This is a genomic window from Microbaculum mangrovi, from assembly GCF_051390635.1.
GTDB lineage: Bacteria > Pseudomonadota > Alphaproteobacteria > Rhizobiales > Tepidamorphaceae > Microbaculum.
Map to the genome: position 1 here is coordinate 308,491 of NZ_JBPODT010000004.1, position 19,760 is coordinate 328,250.

The 19,760-nt window shown below is 67.8% G+C and carries 17 protein-coding genes; 6 read left to right on the top strand and 11 right to left on the bottom strand.

Going from position 1 to position 19,760, the window contains the following annotated elements:
• Window positions 1-121 precede the first annotated feature (121 nt).
• The 3 genes from ACSF9G_RS18240 to puuE all read left to right on the top strand — a co-directional run bounded on the left by ACSF9G_RS18240 (window position 122) and on the right by puuE (window position 3,220).
• Complete coding sequence (locus ACSF9G_RS18240) at window positions 122-1,915, top strand: ABC transporter ATP-binding protein (RefSeq protein ID WP_436643544.1); 1,794 nt, start codon at window positions 122-124, stop codon at window positions 1,913-1,915.
• Between the two features lie 121 nt (window positions 1,916-2,036).
• The gene (locus ACSF9G_RS18245; RefSeq protein WP_436643545.1) at window positions 2,037-2,273 is read left to right on the top strand and encodes an HP1242/YdcH family protein; all 237 of its coding nucleotides are present in this window, start codon (window positions 2,037-2,039) and stop codon (window positions 2,271-2,273) included.
• Window positions 2,274-2,302: 29 nt separating this feature from the next.
• Window positions 2,303-3,220, top strand: a complete 918-nt coding sequence (gene puuE, locus ACSF9G_RS18250; RefSeq protein ID WP_436643546.1) for an allantoinase PuuE — start codon at window positions 2,303-2,305, stop codon at window positions 3,218-3,220.
• A gap of 17 nt (window positions 3,221-3,237) precedes the next feature.
• Here the strand turns inward: puuE and ACSF9G_RS18255 are convergent, their stop codons facing one another.
• On the bottom strand, window positions 3,238-5,088 hold the full coding sequence (locus ACSF9G_RS18255) for a PHA/PHB synthase family protein (RefSeq protein WP_436643547.1): 1,851 nt from the start codon (window positions 5,086-5,088) through the stop codon (window positions 3,238-3,240).
• A 111-nt stretch (window positions 5,089-5,199) separates the two neighbouring features.
• On the opposite strand from ACSF9G_RS18255, the gene ACSF9G_RS18260 reads away from it, so the two are divergent.
• A complete protein-coding gene (locus ACSF9G_RS18260; RefSeq protein WP_436643548.1) occupies window positions 5,200-5,571 on the top strand; it encodes a phasin family protein in 372 nt (123 codons plus the stop codon).
• A 114-nt stretch (window positions 5,572-5,685) separates the two neighbouring features.
• Window positions 5,686-6,516 carry a universal stress protein gene (locus ACSF9G_RS18265; protein WP_436643549.1) on the top strand — a complete coding sequence of 277 codons (831 nt, stop codon included), beginning with the start codon at window positions 5,686-5,688 and terminating at the stop codon, window positions 6,514-6,516.
• 57 nt (window positions 6,517-6,573) lie between these two features.
• Here the strand turns inward: ACSF9G_RS18265 and ACSF9G_RS18270 are convergent, their stop codons facing one another.
• From ACSF9G_RS18270 to ACSF9G_RS18300, 7 genes are all read right to left on the bottom strand, one after another.
• Complete coding sequence (locus ACSF9G_RS18270) at window positions 6,574-7,731, bottom strand: iron-containing alcohol dehydrogenase (protein ID WP_436643550.1); 1,158 nt, start codon at window positions 7,729-7,731, stop codon at window positions 6,574-6,576.
• A gap of 209 nt (window positions 7,732-7,940) precedes the next feature.
• Window positions 7,941-9,335 carry an aldehyde dehydrogenase family protein gene (locus tag ACSF9G_RS18275; RefSeq protein WP_436643551.1) on the bottom strand — a complete coding sequence of 465 codons (1,395 nt, stop codon included), beginning with the start codon at window positions 9,333-9,335 and terminating at the stop codon, window positions 7,941-7,943.
• A gap of 85 nt (window positions 9,336-9,420) precedes the next feature.
• Window positions 9,421-10,794 carry a glutamine synthetase family protein gene (locus ACSF9G_RS18280; protein WP_436643552.1) on the bottom strand — a complete coding sequence of 458 codons (1,374 nt, stop codon included), beginning with the start codon at window positions 10,792-10,794 and terminating at the stop codon, window positions 9,421-9,423.
• 189 nt (window positions 10,795-10,983) lie between these two features.
• Window positions 10,984-12,048 (bottom strand): TRAP transporter substrate-binding protein, encoded by a 1,065-nt coding sequence (locus ACSF9G_RS18285; protein ID WP_436643553.1) that lies wholly within the window; start codon window positions 12,046-12,048, stop codon window positions 10,984-10,986.
• Window positions 12,049-12,211: 163 nt separating this feature from the next.
• Entirely contained in the window at window positions 12,212-13,534 is a 1,323-nt protein-coding gene (locus ACSF9G_RS18290) for a TRAP transporter large permease (protein ID WP_436643554.1), read from the bottom strand.
• On the bottom strand, window positions 13,531-14,076 hold the full coding sequence (locus ACSF9G_RS18295) for a TRAP transporter small permease subunit (RefSeq protein ID WP_436643555.1): 546 nt from the start codon (window positions 14,074-14,076) through the stop codon (window positions 13,531-13,533). Before ACSF9G_RS18295 ends, ACSF9G_RS18290 begins: the two co-directional genes overlap by 4 nt.
• Before the next feature lie 145 nt (window positions 14,077-14,221).
• Window positions 14,222-15,016 (bottom strand): N-formylglutamate amidohydrolase, encoded by a 795-nt coding sequence (locus ACSF9G_RS18300; RefSeq protein WP_436643556.1) that lies wholly within the window; start codon window positions 15,014-15,016, stop codon window positions 14,222-14,224.
• 163 nt (window positions 15,017-15,179) lie between these two features.
• On the opposite strand from ACSF9G_RS18300, the gene ACSF9G_RS18305 reads away from it, so the two are divergent.
• Window positions 15,180-16,034, top strand: coding sequence for a MurR/RpiR family transcriptional regulator (locus ACSF9G_RS18305; RefSeq protein ID WP_436643557.1), 855 nt, complete (start codon window positions 15,180-15,182; stop codon window positions 16,032-16,034).
• Between the two features lie 34 nt (window positions 16,035-16,068).
• Here the strand turns inward: ACSF9G_RS18305 and ACSF9G_RS18310 are convergent, their stop codons facing one another.
• The 3 genes from ACSF9G_RS18310 to ACSF9G_RS18320 form a co-directional block, all read right to left on the bottom strand.
• Entirely contained in the window at window positions 16,069-17,364 is a 1,296-nt protein-coding gene (locus tag ACSF9G_RS18310; protein WP_436643558.1) for a hypothetical protein, read from the bottom strand.
• Between the two features lie 200 nt (window positions 17,365-17,564).
• Window positions 17,565-18,305 (bottom strand): histidine utilization transcriptional repressor HutC, encoded by a 741-nt coding sequence (gene hutC / locus ACSF9G_RS18315; protein ID WP_436643559.1) that lies wholly within the window; start codon window positions 18,303-18,305, stop codon window positions 17,565-17,567.
• Window positions 18,302-19,675: a formimidoylglutamate deiminase gene (locus ACSF9G_RS18320; protein ID WP_436643560.1), complete on the bottom strand. Its 1,374-nt coding sequence runs from the start codon at window positions 19,673-19,675 to the stop codon at window positions 18,302-18,304. The genes hutC and ACSF9G_RS18320 overlap by 4 nt, the downstream gene beginning before the upstream one ends.
• Window positions 19,676-19,760: the final 85 nt, after the last annotated feature.

Sequence of the window (19,760 nt, forward strand, 5' to 3'; positions counted from 1 at the left end):
TACAGGCCCCGCCGAGGCGGGGCCGGCCGCTGCCGATTGCGTGCCAGAGCCGCTTCCAATAGACCGTGGCGGCGTGATTATCCTCGACATGGCGCGATCGAACCGGAAAACCCTGGCGACAATGTCCGAGACATCCACCGGCCTCACCGGTCTGACCGGGCACCAACTGGTGCGGCGGCGCACGCAGCGCTACTTCGAGACGCTGCGGTGGCTCGTCACCAACCTGTTCCTGTTCAGGCCGATGCCCGTGCTTTTCATCGTCGGGCTGATCACGGCGGGGCGCAGCCTCCAGGCGGCCGCCTTCGCCGGCCTGATCTGGTTCTTCTCGGCGGCCGAGCGGAACACGCCGATCGACCTGATGGGACTGTCCGTCGATCCGCGCAGCGGGCAATGGATGGCGTTGATGCTTGCCGGCGTCGCGATGGCGATGATCACGGCGACATTCGTCATCTACCTGAGCGCGCGACTGGGGTTCTACCTGTCGGTCGCGTTCGCCGAGAACCTCGTCAAATCGGTGATGAACCTCGAGGGTGCCTATCCGACCCGCGCCGCGATCGCGCAGAACGGCCAGGTCTCGCATCAGGTGCAGGAGGTGACGAACGGAAAGCCGATGCTGTTCCGCCCCGTCTACGTGCTGCTGACGCTGCCGCGCCACATCCTGCTCGTCATTCCCGCCATCGCCGGCATGATCTGGATCGCCGGCGAGGTCGTCGCCTTCCTCGCGGTCCTGGCGACCCCGGCCGTGGCGCTCAACTACGTTATCAGCCGGCGCGTGGTGGTGGCGCAGAAGAGCCGCTTCGAGGTGAACCGCAACTACCGCCAGGCCATGCGCGATACGCTCAACGCCTTCAGCGACGAATCACAGCCGATGGCGGACCGCGCGTCGCTGGCGGATGACCTGATGGCGAGCCCCGCCAACAAGGCGAGCGTCGGGATCTTCACCTATTACGTGCTGTCGCCGCGTCAGTCCGAGTTCGTCTCCAACGTGCTGGCGTCGATCGCCGTGGCGGCCATCGGCCTCTACCTCGGCTACGAGGCGCTGTCCGGCGTCATACCGCTGGCCCAGGTGATCGGGTTCTTCGTCATGCTGCGGGTCGCGATCAGCGGCCTGACCGGGAGCACGGTCTCGCTGACCACCTACGCGCGCTTCTACGGCCTCATCCGCAGCACCTTCGATTACCTGACGAGCCCGCTCAAGGATGCGGGGAAGTTCACCGGAAAGCCGGTGCTGCACGCGGCGAAACAGGACGAGCCGCCGCCGGGGACGCTCGGGACGGACGTTCCGGTGCAGCGCGGCGAGCCCGTCGCGATCGTCTCGCCGGCCAAGGTCAACCGCTACACGCAGTACTTCTTCGCCTTCGCCCTGACGCAGCGGGCGCGGCAATCGACGCGCGAGAAGCTGAACGCGGCGGCGCTGCGCTGCACCGCCGCTCTGGCCGAACCGGGCCGGCTCGCCGCCCACGGGCTGCTGGCGCTCACCCAGGACGACCTCGACGCCCGGCTGAAGGACACCGGGCTCGCTGAGATCGCCCCGTCGATCGACGCCATCCGCCAGGCGGCGAAGGACGGCGCGGGCCCGCCCCCCGCGGTCGCCTCCCGCATCGCGCTTTTGACGGCCGTCGTGTCCGAGGCCGACTTCATCATCGTCGACAGGCGCGTTCTCGCCCCGCTTCCCAAGGGCGAGAGCAAGCACTGGCTGGCGGCGCTGGAGGACCGGTTCATCGCGGTCGCCTATCGCCTGCAGCGGTTCGACGGCTGCATCGCCGGCGAGTCGCATGCGATCCTGCTCGACACGGAGCGGGCCGTCGCGGTGGTGGAAGCGGACAATGCCGCGGACGCCGCCCGCGCCGTGGAAGCGGTCCTGAAGGAGGCCGGCGACGACGCCATGGAGGTGTTCGAAGCGGAAATGGGCTGAGGCGGAAATGGGCCGAGGCGGGAACCAGCCGACGGGCAGAGCCGCGCGCTCTTGATTTCGCCGTGCCGTCCGTGCGACAGCGAGCGGCGACAAACATTCCTTGCGTGAGCGACAGCTACCCATGACCCATACACCGCACGAACTGCACGAAGAATTCCCGGAATACGCCGAAAAGATCCACGAGCTGAAGACGGCCAACACCCACTTCCACAAGCTCGCCGAGGAGTATCATCGCCTCAACCGCGACATTCATCGCGCCGAGACCGATGTCGAGCCGACCACCGACGATCATCTGGAAGAGATGAAGAAGGCGCGGCTGAAGCTGAAGGACGATATCTTCGGCATGCTGAACGCCTGAGGCATCCCCGGGCGCCGGAGGGCCCCGCCATGACGGATCCCGCCTATCCGCGCGACATGATCGGATACGGCCGCGCCGTGCCGGTGGCCGACTGGCCGGCCGGCGCGCGCATCGCCGTCCAGTTCGTCATCAACTACGAGGAAGGCGGCGAGAACTCGATCCTGCACGGGGACGCCGCCTCCGAGGCCTTTCTGTCGGAGACCATCGGCGCGGAGCCGTGGCCCGGCAAGCGCCACCTGAACATGGAGTCGGTCTACGAATACGGCTCGCGGGCCGGATTCTGGCGGCTGTGGCGCCTGTTCGCCTCCCGCGGGGTGCCGGTCACCGTCTATGGCGTGGCCATGGCGCTGGCCCGCAACCCGGACGCCGTCGCGGCCATGCAGGAGGCCGACTGGGAGATCGCCAGCCACGGCTACCGCTGGATCGAGTATCGCGACATCGCCGAGGACGTGGAGCGCCGGCACCTGAACGAGGCGATCCGCATCCATACGGAGACGACCGGCGCGCGGCCGCTGGGCTGGTATCTGGGCCGCTGCTCGGAGAACACGCGAAGGCTGGTGATGGAGGAAGGCGGCTTCCTCTACGACTCCGATTCCTACGCCGACGACCTGCCCTACTGGGTTTCAGGGCCCAGGGGGCCGCATCTCGTCATCCCCTACACGCTGGATGCCAACGACATGCGCTTCGCCACGGCGCAGGGGTTCAATTCCGGCGACCAGTTCCACGCCTATCTGCGCGACAGCTTCGACGTGCTCTATGCCGAGGGCGCCGAGCGTCCGAGGATGATGTCGATCGGGCTGCACTGCCGGCTCGCCGGCCGGCCGGGACGCGCGGCGGCGCTGGCGCGATTCCTCGACTACGTGCTCGAGCACGAGGACGCCTGGGTGTGCCGGCGCGTCGACATCGCCCGGCACTGGCACAGCCGTCACACGCCGGCCGCCCGATAACCGCTGTCTGACGCCCGTCAGGTTCCGTAGACGTAGGTTCCCGGCGCATCCTCGAGGCAGGGCAGGCCCGCCTTCGGCGCGCCCATCGGCGGCGGCGCGACCAGATCCTGGCCACCGTGCCGCTTCAGCCAGGCGTCCCATTCCAGCCACCACGAGCCGTCCTTCTGTTCCGCGCAGGGCAGCCACTCGTCCGGGCTGTGATAGGGCGAATCGTCGACGCGGGTGGCGATGCGGTAGCGGCGGTTCGGGTGCCCGGGCTCCGACACGATGCCGGCATTGTGGCCGCCGGAGGTGAGCACGAAGGTCACGTCGGTATTGGTGAACAGGTGCAGCTTGTAGACCGAGCGCCACGGGGCGATGTGGTCCCGCTCGGTGCCGACGAGGAAGAACGGCACGCGGATGTCGCGCAGCGCGATGACGCGGCCCTCGACGGCGAAACGGCCCGCCGTCAGCCGGTTCTCCAGGAACAGGCCGCGCAGATATTCGGAATGCATGCGCGCGGGCATGCGCGTCTGGTCGGCGTTCCAGGCCATCAGGTCGTTCTGCGAGCCGCGTTCGCCGAGCACGTATTCGCGCACCATCTTCGACCAGACCAGATCGTTCGACCTGAGAAGCTGGAAGGCGCCGGCCATCTGGTGGGTGTCGAGGACGCCCTGGTCCCACATCATGTCCTCGAGGAAGGCGATCTGCCATTCGTCGACGAACAGCATCAGCTCGCCGGCCTCCGAGAAGTCGGTCTGGGCGGCGAGCAGGGTGACGGAGGCGAGCCGATGGTCGCGGCGGCGCCCCATGGTGGCCGCGGCGATGGCCAGCAGCGTGCCGCCGAGGCAATAGCCGCAGGCGTGGATCTTCTCGTGCGGCACGATCTTGCCGACCGCGTCGATCGCCGCCATCACGCCCTGAGTGCGATAGTCGTCAAGGCTGATGTCGGCATCCTTGCCGGTCGGGTTGCGCCAGGAGATCATGAACACGGTATGGCCCTGGCCGACCAGCCATTTGACCAGCGAGTTCTCCGGCGACAGGTCGAGGATGTAGTACTTCATGATCCAGGCCGGGACGATCAGCACCGGCTCCTTGGCGACCTTCTTGGTCGTCGGCGCATACTGGATCAGCTCGATCAGGTCGTTGCGGTAGACGACCTTGCCGGGGGTCACGGCAACGGTCTCGCCGACGCGCCACTGCTCCAGCCCGGCCGGCCGCTGGCCCGCGAGGTGCCGGCTGGCATCCTCCATCAGGTTGCGCCAGCCCTGGGCCAGATTGCCGCCGCCGGTACGCAGGATCGTCTGCTGGATCTGCGGATTGGTGAGCGCGGAGTTGGACGGCGCCAGCACGTCGACCAGCTGGTCGGTCATGAAGGCGACCCGATCGGCGTTCTTCGAGTTCATGCCCCGGATCGGCTCGGTCGCCGCCCGCCACCAGTCCTCGACGGCGAGATAGGACTGCACCATCAGGTCGAACGGGCGCGCCTTCCAGGTCGGATCGTCGAAGCGACGGTCTCCGGCTTTCGGCGCGAACGGCGCGTCGACGCCGTCGGTGCCGCGGGTGGCGGCATAGGCGGCGATCCTGGCCGCGTCGACGACCGCCTTCTGGGCGAGCTCGGTCTGGCGCCCCGTGGAGGCGGCCAGATGCGTCGACCAGTCCGCCCAGGCGCTCGCCAGCGCCCAGGGCGAGATGCCCTGCGTCCAGCGGGCTAGCAGCGCGCGGTTGACGCGATCGAGCGTGTCGAGGCGCGGCGCAAGGTCGGCCTTGGACGCTTCGGGTTGGCGCTGCCCGGGCGATGCCGGACGCCGCGATGCGGTTTTTCCCGTGCCGGCCTTCGTTTCGGCACGATCGGAGACGACGGTGAGCTTCGGAGCGGTACTTGCCATGGGTCGCTGCCATTCCAATGCGGGCATCGGATCGTTGATCGCCCTCAAAGCGCTTAGCGCGCAATCATGGCAATACATAATCTCTGTGGCATGAAATGGGAGGTTCTGGTCATGCCAGCGAAAAGGAAACCAGCGGCCGAGAAGGCCACCAACAACCTGATGATGTTCAACCAGGAAGCGTTCGAGACGGCCATCGAGATGCAGATGGGCTTCCTCGAGACCGCGACCCGGTTCGCCAAGGAATTCACCGATTTCGCGGTGCGGCGGGCCGAAGCGAACAGCGAGGACCTGGCCAAGTTCGCCGGGGCCAAGTCGCCGCCCGAGCTGCTGCAGATGCAGCTCGAGCATATGCGCGCGATGTTCGAGGACTACACGACGGAGGCCAACCGCCTGATCGGCCTTGCCGGCGAGACGATCGGCGAGGGCAGCGAGGCGGTCCGCTCGAGCTTTCTCAGCAAGGACGAGCTGAAAAAGGCAGGCTGAGGCCCGAGAGTCGCAGACGACCGAATGGCCGCCCGGTCGCCCGGGCGGGTGACCGGGCGGGTGACCGGGCGGTTGCGATTGCCCGACCGGCGGGCCGGCGGGTAGAGTGGCGCCATGACCATTCGCAAGATCGTGGTGCCGGTACACGGGCATGCCGGAGACAGGGAGCGGCTGATTGCCGCAGGGGCGGTTGCGGCGCGGCTTTCGGCGCGCATCGAGGCGGTTTTCCTGCGCCACGATCCGCGCGAGGCGTTGCCGTTCGTGACCGGCTACATCGCCAAGGATATCACCGACCAGTTCACCGACGCGCTGAAAGCCGAAGACGACGCGGCGGAAGCGCAGGCGCGGGCGACGCTGCAAGAGCTTTCATCGGATCCGCGGCTGGCCGGGGTCGAGTTCGAGGCCTTTCCCGGCCCGATCGAGGAGACCGTGGTGCGGCGGGCCCGCTGCGCCGATCTCGTCGCCGCGTCCCCCTACCGGGCGGACGAACTCGCCGACATCCGGCGGGTCCGCGACGCGGCGCTGTTCGATTCCGGACGGCCGGTCCTGATCGCGCCGCCGGACGCACCCTCCGTCGTGGGAAGCCGCTGCCTGGTCGCCTGGGACGGCAGCGCCGTGGCGGCGCGCGCGGTGGAGGCCTCGCTGCCGCTGCTGAGCAACGCCGAGGAAGTGAACGTGCTGGTCGTCGAGACGGACGGCCCGCGGATACGGGACACCGAGGAGATCATCGAGTATCTAGACCTGCACGGGGCGGACGCGGAGATCGTCCGCGCGCCGCTGCAGGGCACGATCGGCGCGACCATGGTGGCGCAGGCCGAGGCGCTGCAGACCGACCTCCTCATCATGGGCGCCTACGGCCACGCATGGCTGCGCGAGCACATGCTCGGCGGTACGACGCGGTACGTGATGCTGGAAACCAGAACCGCCGTGCTGATGGCGCACTAGCCGTGAGCCGCCGTTCCGGGCGGCAAGCGGGGCGGCCGGTGCCGCCCCTTGTCGATCTCACACCTCGCCCCTGAGCGCCCTGTCGAAGACGGCCCGCGCCATCTCCTTGGTCACGGCGACGGGATTGCCGCCGGCGGTCGGGTCGGCGATGGCCATCTCGGCGATCAGGTCGGCCTTGCCGGCGTCGACGCCGAGTTCCGCGACGGTGTGGGGGATGCCGATTTCCCGGCGCAGGTCCAGGATCCACCGCAGGAACGCGTCGAAGGACGGCTCCAGGCCGCAATAGGCGGCGAGCCGTACGATGCGCGCCTCGATCGCGGCCCGGTTGGCGACCAGCACATAGGGCATGAACACCGCGTTGGTCAGGCCGTGGTGGGTGTCGTAGAGGGCGCCGACGGGATGCGACAGAGAATGGATTGCGCCGAGGCCCTTCTGGAAGGCAGTGGCGCCCATGGCGGCGGCGGCCATCATGTTGGCGCGCGCCTCGATGTCCGTGCCGTCGGCGACCGCGCGCGGCAGGTAGTCCTTGCACAGCCTGACGCCTTCCGCGCCGATGCCGTCGGCCATCGGGTGATAGCCCGGGGCGCAATAGGCCTCCAGGCAGTGGGCGAGCGCGTCCATGCCGGTGCCGGCGGTGAGTTTCGGCGGCAGGCCGACGGTCAGCTCGGGATCGCAGATGACGATCTTCGGCAGCATGTCGGGGTGGAAGATCACCTTCTTGGTATGCGTCGCCTCGTTGGTGACGACGCCGGCGCGACCGACCTCGGAGCCGGTGCCCGCCGTGGTCGGCACGGCGACGATGGGGGCGATGCCGTCGCGGTTGGCGCGCGTCCACCAGTCGCCGACATCCTCGAAGTCCCAGATCGGCCGGGTCTGGGCGGCCATGAAGGCCACGCACTTGCCGGCATCGAGGGCGCTGCCGCCGCCGACGGCGACGACGCCGTCATGGCCGCCGGCGCGGAACATCTCGACGCCGCCGGTGACGTTGGCCTCGACCGGGTTGGGGCGGACGTCGGAATAGACCGCCGTCGACAGGCCGGCCTTGGTCAGGATTTCGACCATGTCGGCGATCATCGGCAGGCCGGCGAGGCCCGGATCGGTGACCAACAGCGGGTTGGACATGCCGACGGCCTTGCAGGCCTCGGCAAGCTCGGAAATGCGGCCGGGGCCGAAGCGCACGGCGGTGGGGTAGTTCCAGTTGGCGGTGAGGTTCATTCGGAGCTCCTGAAAACGTCGGCGGCATGCGTGAGCGCCGGCTGGTCAGTGACTGGTCTTGGTCCGCTCATTCCCGCGACTGCGGGGATCGGGCCCGCGACTGCGGGGATCGGGGCCGCGAAAGCGGGAATCGCGCTGCGACTTGCCGCCGGTATCCCGTCGGGCGATCCCCGCTTGCGCGGGGATGAGCGGTCTGCGGGACGTCCGCATCAGGCGAAGCTGGTGCGCATGTGCCAGGACTTCGGCCGGGTCAGCGTCTCGTAGCCGACCTTCGACAGGGTGGCGCCGCGGCCGGTGTCCTTGACCCCGGTCCAGGCGAGCGCGGGATCGAGATAGTCGCAGCGGTTCATGAACACGGTGCCGGTCTCCACCCTGTCGCCGATCTGCTCGGCCGCCGACAGATCGCCGGTCCACACCGAGGCCGTCAGGCCATAGGGGCTGTCGTTCATGAGCTGCACCGCCTCGTCGTCGTCGGCGACGGACATGATGCCGACGACCGGGCCGAAGGATTCCTCGACCATAACCGCCATCTGGTGGTTCACGTCGGTGAGCACCTGCGGGGCCATGTAGGGGCTGCCCGCGGCGTCGCGCGGAAACGCCTTCGGGTCGAGATGCGCCCGGGCGCCGGCGCGCACGGCGGCGTCGATCTGGCCGCGGACGAAATCGGCGGCCTCGCCCTTGACCATCGGGCCGAGCGTGGTCGCGTCCTCGAGCGGATCGCCGAGCACGTACTGGCGGGCGAGATCGACGAAGCCGTCGACGAACTCGGAATAGACGTCGCGGTGCACGTAGATGCGCTCGATGCCGCAGCAGGACTGGCCGGAATTGAAGAACGCGCCGTCGACAAGGTTCTCGATCGACTGCGTCATGTCGCAGTCGGCGCGGACATAGGCCGGGTCCTTGCCGCCGAGTTCCAGACCGAGGCCGGTGAAGGTGCCGGAGGCGGCCGCCTCCATCGCCTTGCCACCGACGACCGAGCCGGTGAAGTTGACCTGGTCGACATGGCCGCCGGAGATGATCCGCGCCGTCTGGCCGTGGCTGAGCGTGAGGTTGCGGAACAGGCCGGACGGCAGCCCGGCGGCGTCGAAGGCCTGCTGGAAGCGGTCGCCGACGAGCAGGGTCTGGGCGGCGTGCTTGAGGATCACCGCGTTGCCGGCCATCAGCGCCGGGACGATCGAATTGACCGCGGTCAGATATGGAAAGTTCCAGGGCGCGACGACGAAGACGACGCCGAGCGGCTCGCGGCTGATCCAGCGGCGAAAGTTCTCCTTCGGCGCCGGATCGATGCGGGCGAGCGCCAGGTCGGCGATATCGATCATGTGGCGGGCGCGCTCCTCGAAGCCGCGCAGCTCGCCGGCGCCGAACTTCACCGGACGGCCCATCTGCCAGGCCAGTTCCGGTACGATCTCGTCGCGCATGGCCAGCATGGCGTCGACGGCGGTGGAGCAGATGCGGGCGCGCTCGAAGACGGGCAGACGCTTCCATTCGGCCTGGGCGGATCGCGCCGCGGCGATCGCGGCATCGACTTCGGTGTCCGGGGTCAGCGGACGCTCGGCGTAGAGTTCGCCGTTGACGGGGGAAATACAGCGCACGGTGTCGGTCATGGCACTTACTGATCCGGTATAGAAACGGGTTACGTCATTCGAAGGGACGGCCGGCGCGAGTCAACTGCGGCACGGCGTCCCGCGTTCAGGCGCGCTCGAACCCCCGCGACAGCTCCAGGTCGGTGACGCGCCGGTCGAACTCCGCCTGCTCCCACTCGGCGGTGTGCACGTAGTGGTCGATGACGGCATCGCCGAAGGCGCCGCGCAGCATCTTCGATTTCTTCATCAGCGCGATCGCTTCGCGCAGGGTCGGCGGAATCTCGCGCAGCTTCTTGCCGGAATAGGCGTCGCCCTCGAAGGGCGGCTCGAGCTCGAGCTTCTGCTCGATGCCGGCGAGGCCGGCGGCCAGGATCGCGGCGAAGGCGAGATAGGGGTTGAGATCGGCGCCGCCGACGCGGCATTCGATGCGCACCGCCTTGGTATCCTCGCCGCAGACGCGGAAGCCGGCCGTGCGGTTGTCGTGGCTCCAGATCGCCCGCGTCGGCGCGAAGGTGCCGACCTGCTGGAACCGCTTGTAGGAGTTCATGAAGGGGGCGAGGAACCAGGTGATCTCGCGGGAGTACGTGACGAGGCCGGCGACGTAGTGGCGCATCATCTTCGACATGCCGTGCGGCGCCTTGGGATCGAAGAACAGCGACGACTTGCCGGCGGCGTCCCACAGCGAGGAGTGGACGTGGCAGCTCGATCCGGCGAGGTCGTAGCGCCATTTCGACATGAAGGTGACGGCCTTGCCGTGCAGGTCGGCGATCTCCTTGATGCCGTTCTTCATGACGACGTGGCGGTCGGCCATGGTGAGCGCGTCGGCGTAGCGCACGTTGATCTCCGCCTGGCCGGGGCCCCATTCGCCCTTGGAATTCTCGACCGGGATGCCCGCGGCCTGCAGGTTCGTGCGGATCGCCTGCATGACCGGCTCCTCGCGGGTGCACTGCAGGACGTTGTAGTCCTCGATGTAGTAGCCGGCCGTGCGCAGGTCGCGGTAGCCCTTGTCATGGGCCTCGCGGAAGGAATCGTCGAACAGGTAGAATTCCAGCTCGGAAGCGAAGAAGGCGCGCGCCTTCAGCGACTTCAGCCGTTCGAGCTGGCCCTTCAGGATCGCGCGCGGGCTGTGCGGGATCGGCTTGTGATGGTGGTGGTCGACGAGATCGCACAGCACCAGCGCCGTCTTAGACAGCCACGGCACCGGCATCAGCGTCGACAGGTCCGGCTTGAACACGAAGTCGCCGTAGCCCTTCGACCAGTTGGCCGCGGCGTAGCCCGGCACCGGCTCCATCTCGATGTCGTTGGCGAGCAGGTAGTCGCAGCCGTGCGTCTCCTCGTGGGCCGACTCGACGAAGTGCTCGGCCTGGAAGCGCTTGCCGATCAGCCGTCCGATCATGTCCGGGAAACACACGATCACGGTGTCGATATCGCCGGCCTTCACGGCCTTGGCCAGGGTTTCGAGGGTTAGCTTTGCTGCCATTGTCGCGTGCTTCCGTTGGTAAGTGTCAGCCAATCCGTGATCGCGGCGCCGCGACGGTCGAAACCGTCGTCGGGCGATGCCGCGAGCCGGACAGGAGGGGGCCGCGTTGCCGAGGCCGCCTTCTGTTCGGCCCGACGCCTTGCGGCGAAGGGACGGGCCCGGAGGAGGGTCCCCGGGCCCGAACCGAACTCAGACGCAGCGGTAGGGCGGACCCGCCTTCTCCATCACGCCCGCGTATTTCTTCAGGATCTCGACCACCCGCTTCGAGCGGTCGCTTTCGGCGGCCACCTCTCCCCAGAAGGTCTCGGCGGCCTTCACGACCTGGTTCCATTCGGAATCGGGAATGGAGGTCAGCTCCAGCTTGTCGCCGTTCACGCGCAGGTTGGCCTCGCCGCCCCAGTACCACCACTGCCGATAGTAGTGCGAGGAGTCCATGCACAGCCTGAACAATGTCTGCAGGTGCTCGGGCACCTCGTTCCAGCGCTCGGAATTGGCGAAGAACGAGCCGATCCAGGCGCCGGTGATGTTGTTGGTCAGGAAGTACTTGGTCACGTCGGCCCAGCCCACCGTGTAGTCCTCGGTGATGCCCGACCAGGCCATGCCGTCGAGCTCGCCGGTCTGGACGGCGACCTCGGCGTCCTCGTAGGGGATGTTGACCGGGATGACGCCGAACTGGGTCAGGAACCGGCCGGCGGTCGGGAAGGTGTAGACCCGCAGGCCCTTCAGGTCCTCGAGGCTGCGGATCGGCTTGGTGGTGTTGAAGTGGCAGGGATCCCACGAGCCGGCGGAGAGCCAGGTGACGTTCTCGACTTCCGAATAGGCCTCTTCCCAGATCTCCTTCAGGCCGTACTGGTTGAACAGCACCGGCACGTCGAGGGAATAGCGCGTGGCGAAGGGAAAGTAGCCGCCGAACACCGACACGTCGACGGGGGCAGCCATCGAGTCCTCGTCGCTCTGCACGGCGTCGATCGTGCCGGCCTGCATGGCACGGAACAGCTCGCCGGTCGGAACCAGCTGATCGGCGGTGTAGAGCTCGATGACCATCTCGCCGTTGGCCACCTTGTTGAAGGCGTCGATCGCCGGCTTGACGACGTGTTCGGCCAGCGCCACGCCCGCATAGGTCTGCAGTCGCCACTTGATCGGCGACTGGCCGAGGACCGCCGGGGCCGCGAGCGCCGAGGCGCCGGTGGCCGCCGTTGCCACCCCGGCCGTCTTCAGAAACGCACGTTTAGTCAGCTTCTTCGTATCGGTCATTTTGATTTGCTCCCTTCTCGTATCTTGCTCGCCAAGACCGCGGCCGGGATCGCCGGCCGGGACCACCGCGAGCGTTTCGAACGACCCAACTCCTCCTCGTTTCCTCCGCCTCCCTGCGGACGCCTTTTCTTCCGGTCGTCAAAGCCCCCCGCATGTCCTCCCCTCAGAGTCCGTAGACCTTGTTGGGGAGCCACAGGGCCATTTCCGGGAAAACCATCAGCAGCACCATCGCCAGCACCATCACGATCACGAACGGAACGATGGAGCGGTAGATGTCGCCAAGCGTGACCTCGGGCGGCGCCATCGCGCGCATCAGGAACAGGTTGTAGCCGAAGGGCGGCGTCATGTAGGCGATCTGGCAGGTGATCGTGTAGAGGACGCCGTACCAGATCAGGTCGAAGCCGAGCGCGCCCACCAGCGGCACGTAGAGCGGCGCGACGATCACCAGCATGGCGGTGTCGTCGAGGAACATGCCCATCAGAATGAAGGAGATCTGCATCATGATGATGATCTCCCAGGGCCCCAGACCGAGCTTGTCGATGAACAGGTGCTCGATCGCCTTTACCGCGCCGAGGCCGTCGAACACCGCGCCGAAGCACAGCGCCGCGAGGATGATCCACATGAACATGGCGCTGATGCCGAGCGTCTTCTCGACGGTGGCGTGCAGCACCTTGGTGGTCAGCCTGCCCTTGACCAGGGCGGCGAACGTGGCGGCAACGGCGCCGACCGCCGAGCTTTCCACGAGGCTGGTGTAGCCCATGACGAACAGGCCGGTCATCGAGAGGAAGATCAGGAACGGCAGGATGCCGGCCTGCAGCAGCCGCAGCTTCTCACCCCAGCTGACCTGGCGCTCCGCCTTCGGCAGCACGGGACCGAGGTTGGGCTGCAGCGCGCAGCGGATCAGGATGTAGATGATGAACAGGCCGGCCATCACCAGGCCGGGGACGGCACCGGCGAGCCAGAGCTGGCCGATCGGCTGGCGGGCGATCATGCCGTAGAGCACGAGCACGACGCTCGGCGGCACCAGGATGCCCAGCGACGACCCGGCCTGGATCACGCCGGTCACCATGATCTTGTCGTAGCCGCGCCTGAGCAGCTCGGGCAGGGCGATCGACGCGCCGATGGCCATGCCGGCGACCGACAGGCCGTTCATGGCGGAGACCACCACCATCAGGCCGATGGTGCCGACGGCGAGCCCGCCCCGCACCGGCCCAAACCAGACATGGAACATGCGGTAGAGGTCGTCGGCGATGCCCGATTCCGACAGCATGTAGCCCATGAAGATGAACATCGGCAGCGTCAGCAGCGGGTACCATTTCATCAGCTTCATGGCCGCCGAGAAGCCGAGCTCGGAGCCGCCGTCGCCCCACAGGAGCAGGGCCGAGGCAACCGCCACGAAGCCGATCGCGCCATAGATGCGCTGCCCGGTCAGGAGCAGCAGCATCATCGTCGAGAACATCATGAGCGCGATCAACTCGTAGCTCATGACGCGGCCTCCCCGCCGATTCCGTCGCCGGGCCCGTCAATCGGATCGCCGAGCGCCTCGGCGAGGTTCCTGAAGAAGGTCGCGACCGCCTGAAGCAGGGTGAGCAGGATCGCGATGCACATGATGACCTTGATCGGCCACATCTTCGGCGCCCAGGCCGAATAGCTCTCCTCGCCGTAGCGGAACGCGTATTCGGTGCTGGAGTATCCGCCGGCGAGCAGCAGCACCAGGAAGAAGATCAGGAACAGGATCGTGACGGAATCGACGGCGGCCTTGGTGCGCGGCCGCCAGCGGCTGTAGAGCAGGTCCATGCGGACATGCGTGCCGGTCTGGAGCGTGTAGCCGCCGCCGAGCATGTAGTAGGCGACCATGACGAACTGGGCCATCTCCAGCGTCCACAGGGAGGGGAGGAAGAACGCCTTGGAGATCGCGGAATAGAACAGGATGCCGAGCATCCCGAAGATCAGATACATCGCGAACAGGCCGACCTTCCTGTTCAACGCGTCCACGTACCTGACGTATCGCTTCACGGTCTCAGGCATGGATCCTTCTCATCGAGACGGCACCCCTATTTGTCCCGCGACGCGGGCGCACCGGTCAACCGGCTTTGCGCCAGCGCCCCGAAACGGTTCGGCCCAGGGCCGTCCTGCCGAGGTCGTCCTGCCTGAGGTCGTCCTGCCCTTTGGCTCATGCGATCGCCCCCAGGGACGCCTTCAGTGCCGCCTCCAGCCTGTCCACCCAGGCGCGCTGGGCATCCGGGTCCGCGATACGGTCGTTGGCGATCTCGATCATCACGCAGGGCAGGCCGCGCGCCTCGGCGTGGCGGCTCAGCGTATGGTACACGCCGTCCCAGGGACCGTAGGGCTCGTTGTCGCCGACCACCAGATCCGCGTCCGCCCGCAACGCGGCGAGCAGCGGCTCGGCCAGCCGGCGGTCGGCATCGTAGAGCACGCCGATATGCCAGGGCCGGGTCTTGCCACGATAGACGGGGGTGAAGCTGTGCACGGCGACCACCGCCGTCGTCGCGCCTTCCGCGGCACGGGCCTCCAGCACCGCGTCGATGGCAGCGTGATAGGCGTCGTAGATCTCGGCGATCCGGCGCGCGCGCAGCTCGGCGGCGAGACCGCGATTTCCGGGGATCTCGGTGTCCTCGCTGACCGTCAGTGTGGAATCGGCGGCCGTGGGCGGACGGTTGCAGTCGATCAGCAGCCGCGACGCGTCGGGATAGAGCAGCGGGCCGCCGAACCGACCGGCAAGGCCGCGCGCCACGGGAAGCGCGCCGGGATCCCAGGCGATATGGCGCCGCATGTCGGTGTCGTTCAGGCCGAGTTCGCCGAACCCCGGCGGAATCCGGTTGGAGGCGTGGTCGCAGACGATGACGAAGTCGCCGCCGGTCGGCGCGCCTTCGCGCCGTATCAGATCGGTACTCCGCTCAACCGAAACCGGCTCGACCACGCCGTTCATAGCCCCCGCCCCGCTCACGCGACCCTTCCTGGACGCCCCTTCAACCGATATAATTCTAGATACAATTCACCGAAGAATGTCAAATCTGGAACGCATATTCCACCACGCTGGACGCCGTCGCCGCGCCGGAGTAGTGGTGGGGAAAGGGCGCGGGACGGGGCGGGGGCACGAGAAAAAAGCCATGGCAAACGGCGCATTGACCATCGCGGAGCAGGTCCGCGAGCATCTGCACGAGTTCACCGCGACCGAGCGCAAGGCGGCCCATGTGCTGCTGGCCACCTACCCGCTCGCCGGCCTCGAGCCGGTCGCCGATTTCGCCGCGCGCGCCGGCGTCAGCGCGCCGAGCATCCTGCGATTCGTCGCCCGGCTGGGATTCCAGAGCTATCCCGATTTCCAGAAGCGCCTGCGCGAGGAGCTGGAGGCGCAGCTGAAATCGCCGCTGATGAAGGCGAGCTTCGAGCCGGACGCGCGGTCGGGCGAAAGCCGGCTGTTCGACCGGTTCCGCGCGGCGGTGGAGAACAACCTGGCCGAGACCTTCTCGCATGTGCCGCCGGGCGAGTTCGATGCCGTCGTCGCGCTGATGTCGGATCCGAAGCGGCGCATCTACATGATCGGCGGCCGCTTCACCGATCCCCTGGCCCGCTATCTCGCCTCGCATCTCAGGATCGTGCGCACCCGCGTCATCCATCTCGCCGGCCAGATCGAGAACCTGCGCGACCAGGTGCTCGACATGCGCAAGAACGACGTACTGGTCGTCTTCGACATGCGCCGCTACCAGAACGACATCGTGGCGCTGGCGCAGCTCGCCGCCGGGCGCGGCGTCAAGGTGGTGCTGATCACCGACCCGTGGCTGTCGCCGATTTCCCGCGTGGCGACGCACATGCTGTCGGCGCACATCTCGGTGCCGTCGAACTGGGATTCCAACGTCGCGCCGCTGGCACTCGTCGAGGCGCTGCTGGCCGCCGTCACCGAGCGGCTTTGGTCGAGCGCCAAGACGCGCATCGGCGAGATCGAGAAGCTCAGGCCGGGAACCTGACCGCCGGCCGCGGATCTCGACCCGGCGACGACCGTCACTGCTGGCCGACGAGCCTTTGCAGTTCCTGCTTCACCAGGCGCGGAATGAATATGTAGCTGTCGTCCCACAGGCCGCTCTTGACGAGCCCGTCGAAGATGTCCCGGGACAGGATGACCGGCAGGTAGGCCGGGTAGGCCTGGGACAGGAGCTGGTGCTCCGTCTCCAGGTCGGAGATGTCGTAGCCGATGGTCAGGGCCTCCTCGCTGGTGGGGCTGTAGCCTAGCAGCGACAGCCGGCGATAGAATTCGCGACCGTATTTCTCGACGCCCCTGTCGGACGACCTGAACAGAATGCGCCGCCCGCCTGCAAATTCGACGATGCTCCGTATCGTCGTTTCCGTCGGGTCCAGGATGGTCATGTTCTCGTACTTGTCGGCGATCGTCCGCAGGCTCACTTCGTCGATATCGGTCGCGATCCTGCCGCTTTCGCCCTCGGTGACGAAGTTGCTCCTCTGTTCCTTGTCGCCGACGATGATGATCCGTTTCGCCTTCCAGGCCCTCTCCTTCTCGAACTCGCGGATCCTGCGCACGGCGACGTCGACACGATGCGGGGCGATATCGAAATCGAGCGGCCCGGGCAGGAACAGGTGCTCGTCGCGGACGGGAAACAGCACGTATTCGCCGGCGTCCTCGGCGTTGATCTGTCCCAGCGCCCGGACGAAGCCCTCGTCGCCCTCGCCCGCGGCGAACCGCGCCCAGAGGTTCGTGTAGGGCTGCCGCCTGGACGAAATCGTCAGCCCGACGGCCGGATCGTCCGCGACGAGGCTGCGGGCGATGTGGTCGCCTTCGCCGACGAACAGCAGCGAGAAGCCGGGGGTAAAACGGAACAGGCCGGTGCCGTCCTCGATCGCCGTGCCCAGTTTCTCCTGCGCGCCTGCGACGAGGTCCTTCCAGTTGTTCTTGTGGACGCGCTTCCACACCTGCCGGACGCCGGCAACGCCGAACGCATAAACGATGATGTTCGGCACGTGATACATCAGGTGCTGCTGGCCGACGGGTTCCCCGACGAGTCCCCAGACGTAGTCGAGCGCCTTCGACAGGCGCTCCGGCAACAGGAAGAAGCCCGGCAGCCATTCGATCAGCGTCTCGCCAACTTCCGGGAAGATCACCAGGACCGACGCGAAGAACAGGGAAATTACCGCGGACACCTTCAGCATGAACCTGCTGAGCGAGGACAGTTCCTCGAATTTATGATCGAGAAAGGGGTCGACCAGGCCGGCGTCGATCTTCTCGTTGTTGTTCAGCGCCGTTGCCACATTGATCAATGTGGTCTTCGTCAGAGTATTGTCCATGGCTGCTTTTTGTTACAGTTCACAGATGAATACGGGTCGCATCGCGCGGCAAAATACCCGGGAGCGCGACGACGCTTTCGGTTCAATCGTCCCCTCGCGTCCCGCCTTCGGGCCGAAGATTGCAGCCTCCGGGGATTTCCGGCAAGGCCGGCATGCCGGAAACGGCGCGACCAAGACGGAACGGGCGCGTCCGGCGCCGGTCAGCCCTGCGGCGAGAACCGGCTGACGAGTTGGCGCGCGGCACCGGGGCTGAGCAGCTCGACCCAGGTGATCGGCGTGCGGTCGGCCCAGGTCCGCCGCTCGACGAGCAGACAGGCATCGCGGTCGCCGATGTCCAGAAGCCCGGCGGTCGCTTCGTCCGCGTTGACCGCGCGGATCAGATGTTCCGCGTCCGTCCACGGAACATTGTCGAGCAGCCAGCGGCCCGGCGGCGTCGTCGCGAAGTCGGCGCCGGCGACCCCGGGGGCGGCCTCGGTATTGATGTAGCGACGCTCGATCTGGACCGGAACGCCGTCGGCATAGTGGCGCCCGACGATCTCGATCACCGGCGTCCCAGGCGCGACGTCGAAGAGTTCGGCGATGGCCTCGTCGGCGGGGCGGCGATGGCATTCGAGAAGCTCGAAACGGTAGGCCCGGCCGCTACGGGCGACTTCCGCGCCGATGTCCCAGATCTCCATCGCCGCGCGCTCCGGCGGCCGCTCGGCGACGAAGGAGCCGACGCGGCGGCGGCGGACGATCAGGCCGTCGTCGACGAGCGCGCTGAGCGCCTTGTTGACGGTCATGCGCGAGGCGCCGAACAGGTCCATCAGCTCGTGCTCGGAGGGGATGCGCGCGCCCGGCGCCCACTCGCCGCGCAGGATCGGCCGGGCGACCGCGCGGCGGATCTGCTGGTAGACGGCGCCGGAGCCGTCGAGCACCGGCGGGGTGAGGCGCGCGGTCATGCCGCGAGCGCGCGCATGGTCCGGGCGAAGCGCGCGGCGATCGCATCGCGCCCGACATGGGCGCCATCGCGCACGACGTGGCGGCCGGCGGCCCAGACATCGGCGACGCAGGCGTTGCCGCCGGCGAAGATCCAGCCGTCGAGCCAGGTGTCGCCGCGCGCCGCGACGAGGGCGGGATGGTCCGGCGTCAGGCGGACGATGTCGGCGACGTCGCCCACGGCCAGCGCGCCCGAATTTTGCCCGAGCGGGTTCCGCCCAAGGGCCTGGGCGCCGCCGGCGACCGCGCGCGCGAAGACCTGCCGGCCGGTCGAGCCGGTGTCCGTCGCCAGCCGGTTGCGGCCCTCGTCGCGCAGGCGCTGGCCGTATTCGAGCGTGCTGAGCTCCTCGGCCGCCGAGACGCGGACATTCGAATCCGAGCCGACGCCGAAGCGACCGCCGGCCCGCAGGTAGGCGACGCCGGGAAAGATGCCGTCGCCGAGATTGGCCTCGGTGACCGGGCACAAGCCGGCGACCGCGCCGCTGGCGGCGAGCGCCGCTGTTTCCGCATCGCTCATGTGCGTCGCGTGGATCAGGCACCAGCGCTCGTCGACGCGGTGATGATCGAACAGCCATTCGACCGGGCGCCGGCCGGACCAGGCGAGGCAGTCCTGCACCTCCTTGCGCTGCTCGGCGACATGGATGTGGATTGGCCCGCCCGCGCCCGCGACGACGCGGTCCAGCGCGTCCGGCGTCACCGCGCGCAGCGAATGCGGCGCGACGCCGACCACCGCGCCGGGCAGATCACGGACGATCTCGCGGCTGCGGGCAACGAGGCTCTCGAAACGGTCGACAGCGTTGGCGAACCGGCGCTGGCCCTCGCCGGCGGGCACGCCGCCGAAACCACCGGCCTCGTAGAGCACCGGAAGCAGGGTCAGGCCGATGCCGGTCGCCGAGGCCGCCGCAGCGATACGCGCGGCCATCTCGGCGATGTCGTCATAGGGACGCCCGTCCGGGGCGTGGTGCAGGTAATGGAACTCGCCGACGGCGGTGAAGCCGGCCTCCAGCATCTCGGCATAGAGCTCGGCGGCGATCGCCTCGACATCGTCCGGCGTCAGCCGGGCGAGGAAGCCGTACATGGTCTCGCGCCAGGTCCAGAAGCTGTCGTCGCCGGGGCCGCGCCGCTCGGTGAGGCCGGCCATGCCGCGCTGGAAGGCGTGACTGTGCAGGTTGCTCAGGCCCGGCACCGCGGCGCCGGAAAACCCAACCGCGTCGCCGCGCGCGGCACCCGCCGTCGCCGCGACGATACGGCCGCCGGATATCTCGATCGCCACGGCATCGGCCCAACCGGCGGGCAACAACGCCTGCTCGAACCACAATCGGGTCGTGTCCATCTGTACGCGGCCGTGTGCTGTCGCTCGCTGTTCCCTGTAGACATACCCCTGCGTCGTAGATATGTATATACAAAATCGCCAAGAG

Excerpts from the sequence above, each read along its gene's own strand:
- puuE (WP_436643546.1), top strand. The coding sequence starts at position 2,303 with ATGACGGATCCCGCCTATCCGCGCGACATGATCGGATACGGCCGCGCC.
- ACSF9G_RS18240 (WP_436643544.1), top strand. The coding sequence starts at position 122 with ATGTCCGAGACATCCACCGGCCTCACCGGTCTGACCGGGCACCAACTG.
- ACSF9G_RS18285 (WP_436643553.1), bottom strand. The coding sequence starts at position 12,048 with ATGACCGATACGAAGAAGCTGACTAAACGTGCGTTTCTGAAGACGGCC.
- ACSF9G_RS18320 (WP_436643560.1), bottom strand. The coding sequence starts at position 19,675 with ATGGACACGACCCGATTGTGGTTCGAGCAGGCGTTGTTGCCCGCCGGT.
- ACSF9G_RS18305 (WP_436643557.1), top strand. The coding sequence starts at position 15,180 with ATGGCAAACGGCGCATTGACCATCGCGGAGCAGGTCCGCGAGCATCTG.
- ACSF9G_RS18275 (WP_436643551.1), bottom strand. The coding sequence starts at position 9,335 with ATGACCGACACCGTGCGCTGTATTTCCCCCGTCAACGGCGAACTCTAC.
- ACSF9G_RS18245 (WP_436643545.1), top strand. The coding sequence starts at position 2,037 with ATGACCCATACACCGCACGAACTGCACGAAGAATTCCCGGAATACGCC.
- ACSF9G_RS18290 (WP_436643554.1), bottom strand. The coding sequence starts at position 13,534 with ATGAGCTACGAGTTGATCGCGCTCATGATGTTCTCGACGATGATGCTG.
- ACSF9G_RS18260 (WP_436643548.1), top strand. The coding sequence starts at position 5,200 with ATGCCAGCGAAAAGGAAACCAGCGGCCGAGAAGGCCACCAACAACCTG.
- ACSF9G_RS18295 (WP_436643555.1), bottom strand. The coding sequence starts at position 14,076 with ATGCCTGAGACCGTGAAGCGATACGTCAGGTACGTGGACGCGTTGAAC.
- ACSF9G_RS18270 (WP_436643550.1), bottom strand. The coding sequence starts at position 7,731 with ATGAACCTCACCGCCAACTGGAACTACCCCACCGCCGTGCGCTTCGGC.
- ACSF9G_RS18265 (WP_436643549.1), top strand. The coding sequence starts at position 5,686 with ATGACCATTCGCAAGATCGTGGTGCCGGTACACGGGCATGCCGGAGAC.
- ACSF9G_RS18310 (WP_436643558.1), bottom strand. The coding sequence starts at position 17,364 with ATGGACAATACTCTGACGAAGACCACATTGATCAATGTGGCAACGGCG.
- hutC (WP_436643559.1), bottom strand. The coding sequence starts at position 18,305 with ATGACCGCGCGCCTCACCCCGCCGGTGCTCGACGGCTCCGGCGCCGTC.
- ACSF9G_RS18255 (WP_436643547.1), bottom strand. The coding sequence starts at position 5,088 with ATGGCAAGTACCGCTCCGAAGCTCACCGTCGTCTCCGATCGTGCCGAA.
- ACSF9G_RS18280 (WP_436643552.1), bottom strand. The coding sequence starts at position 10,794 with ATGGCAGCAAAGCTAACCCTCGAAACCCTGGCCAAGGCCGTGAAGGCC.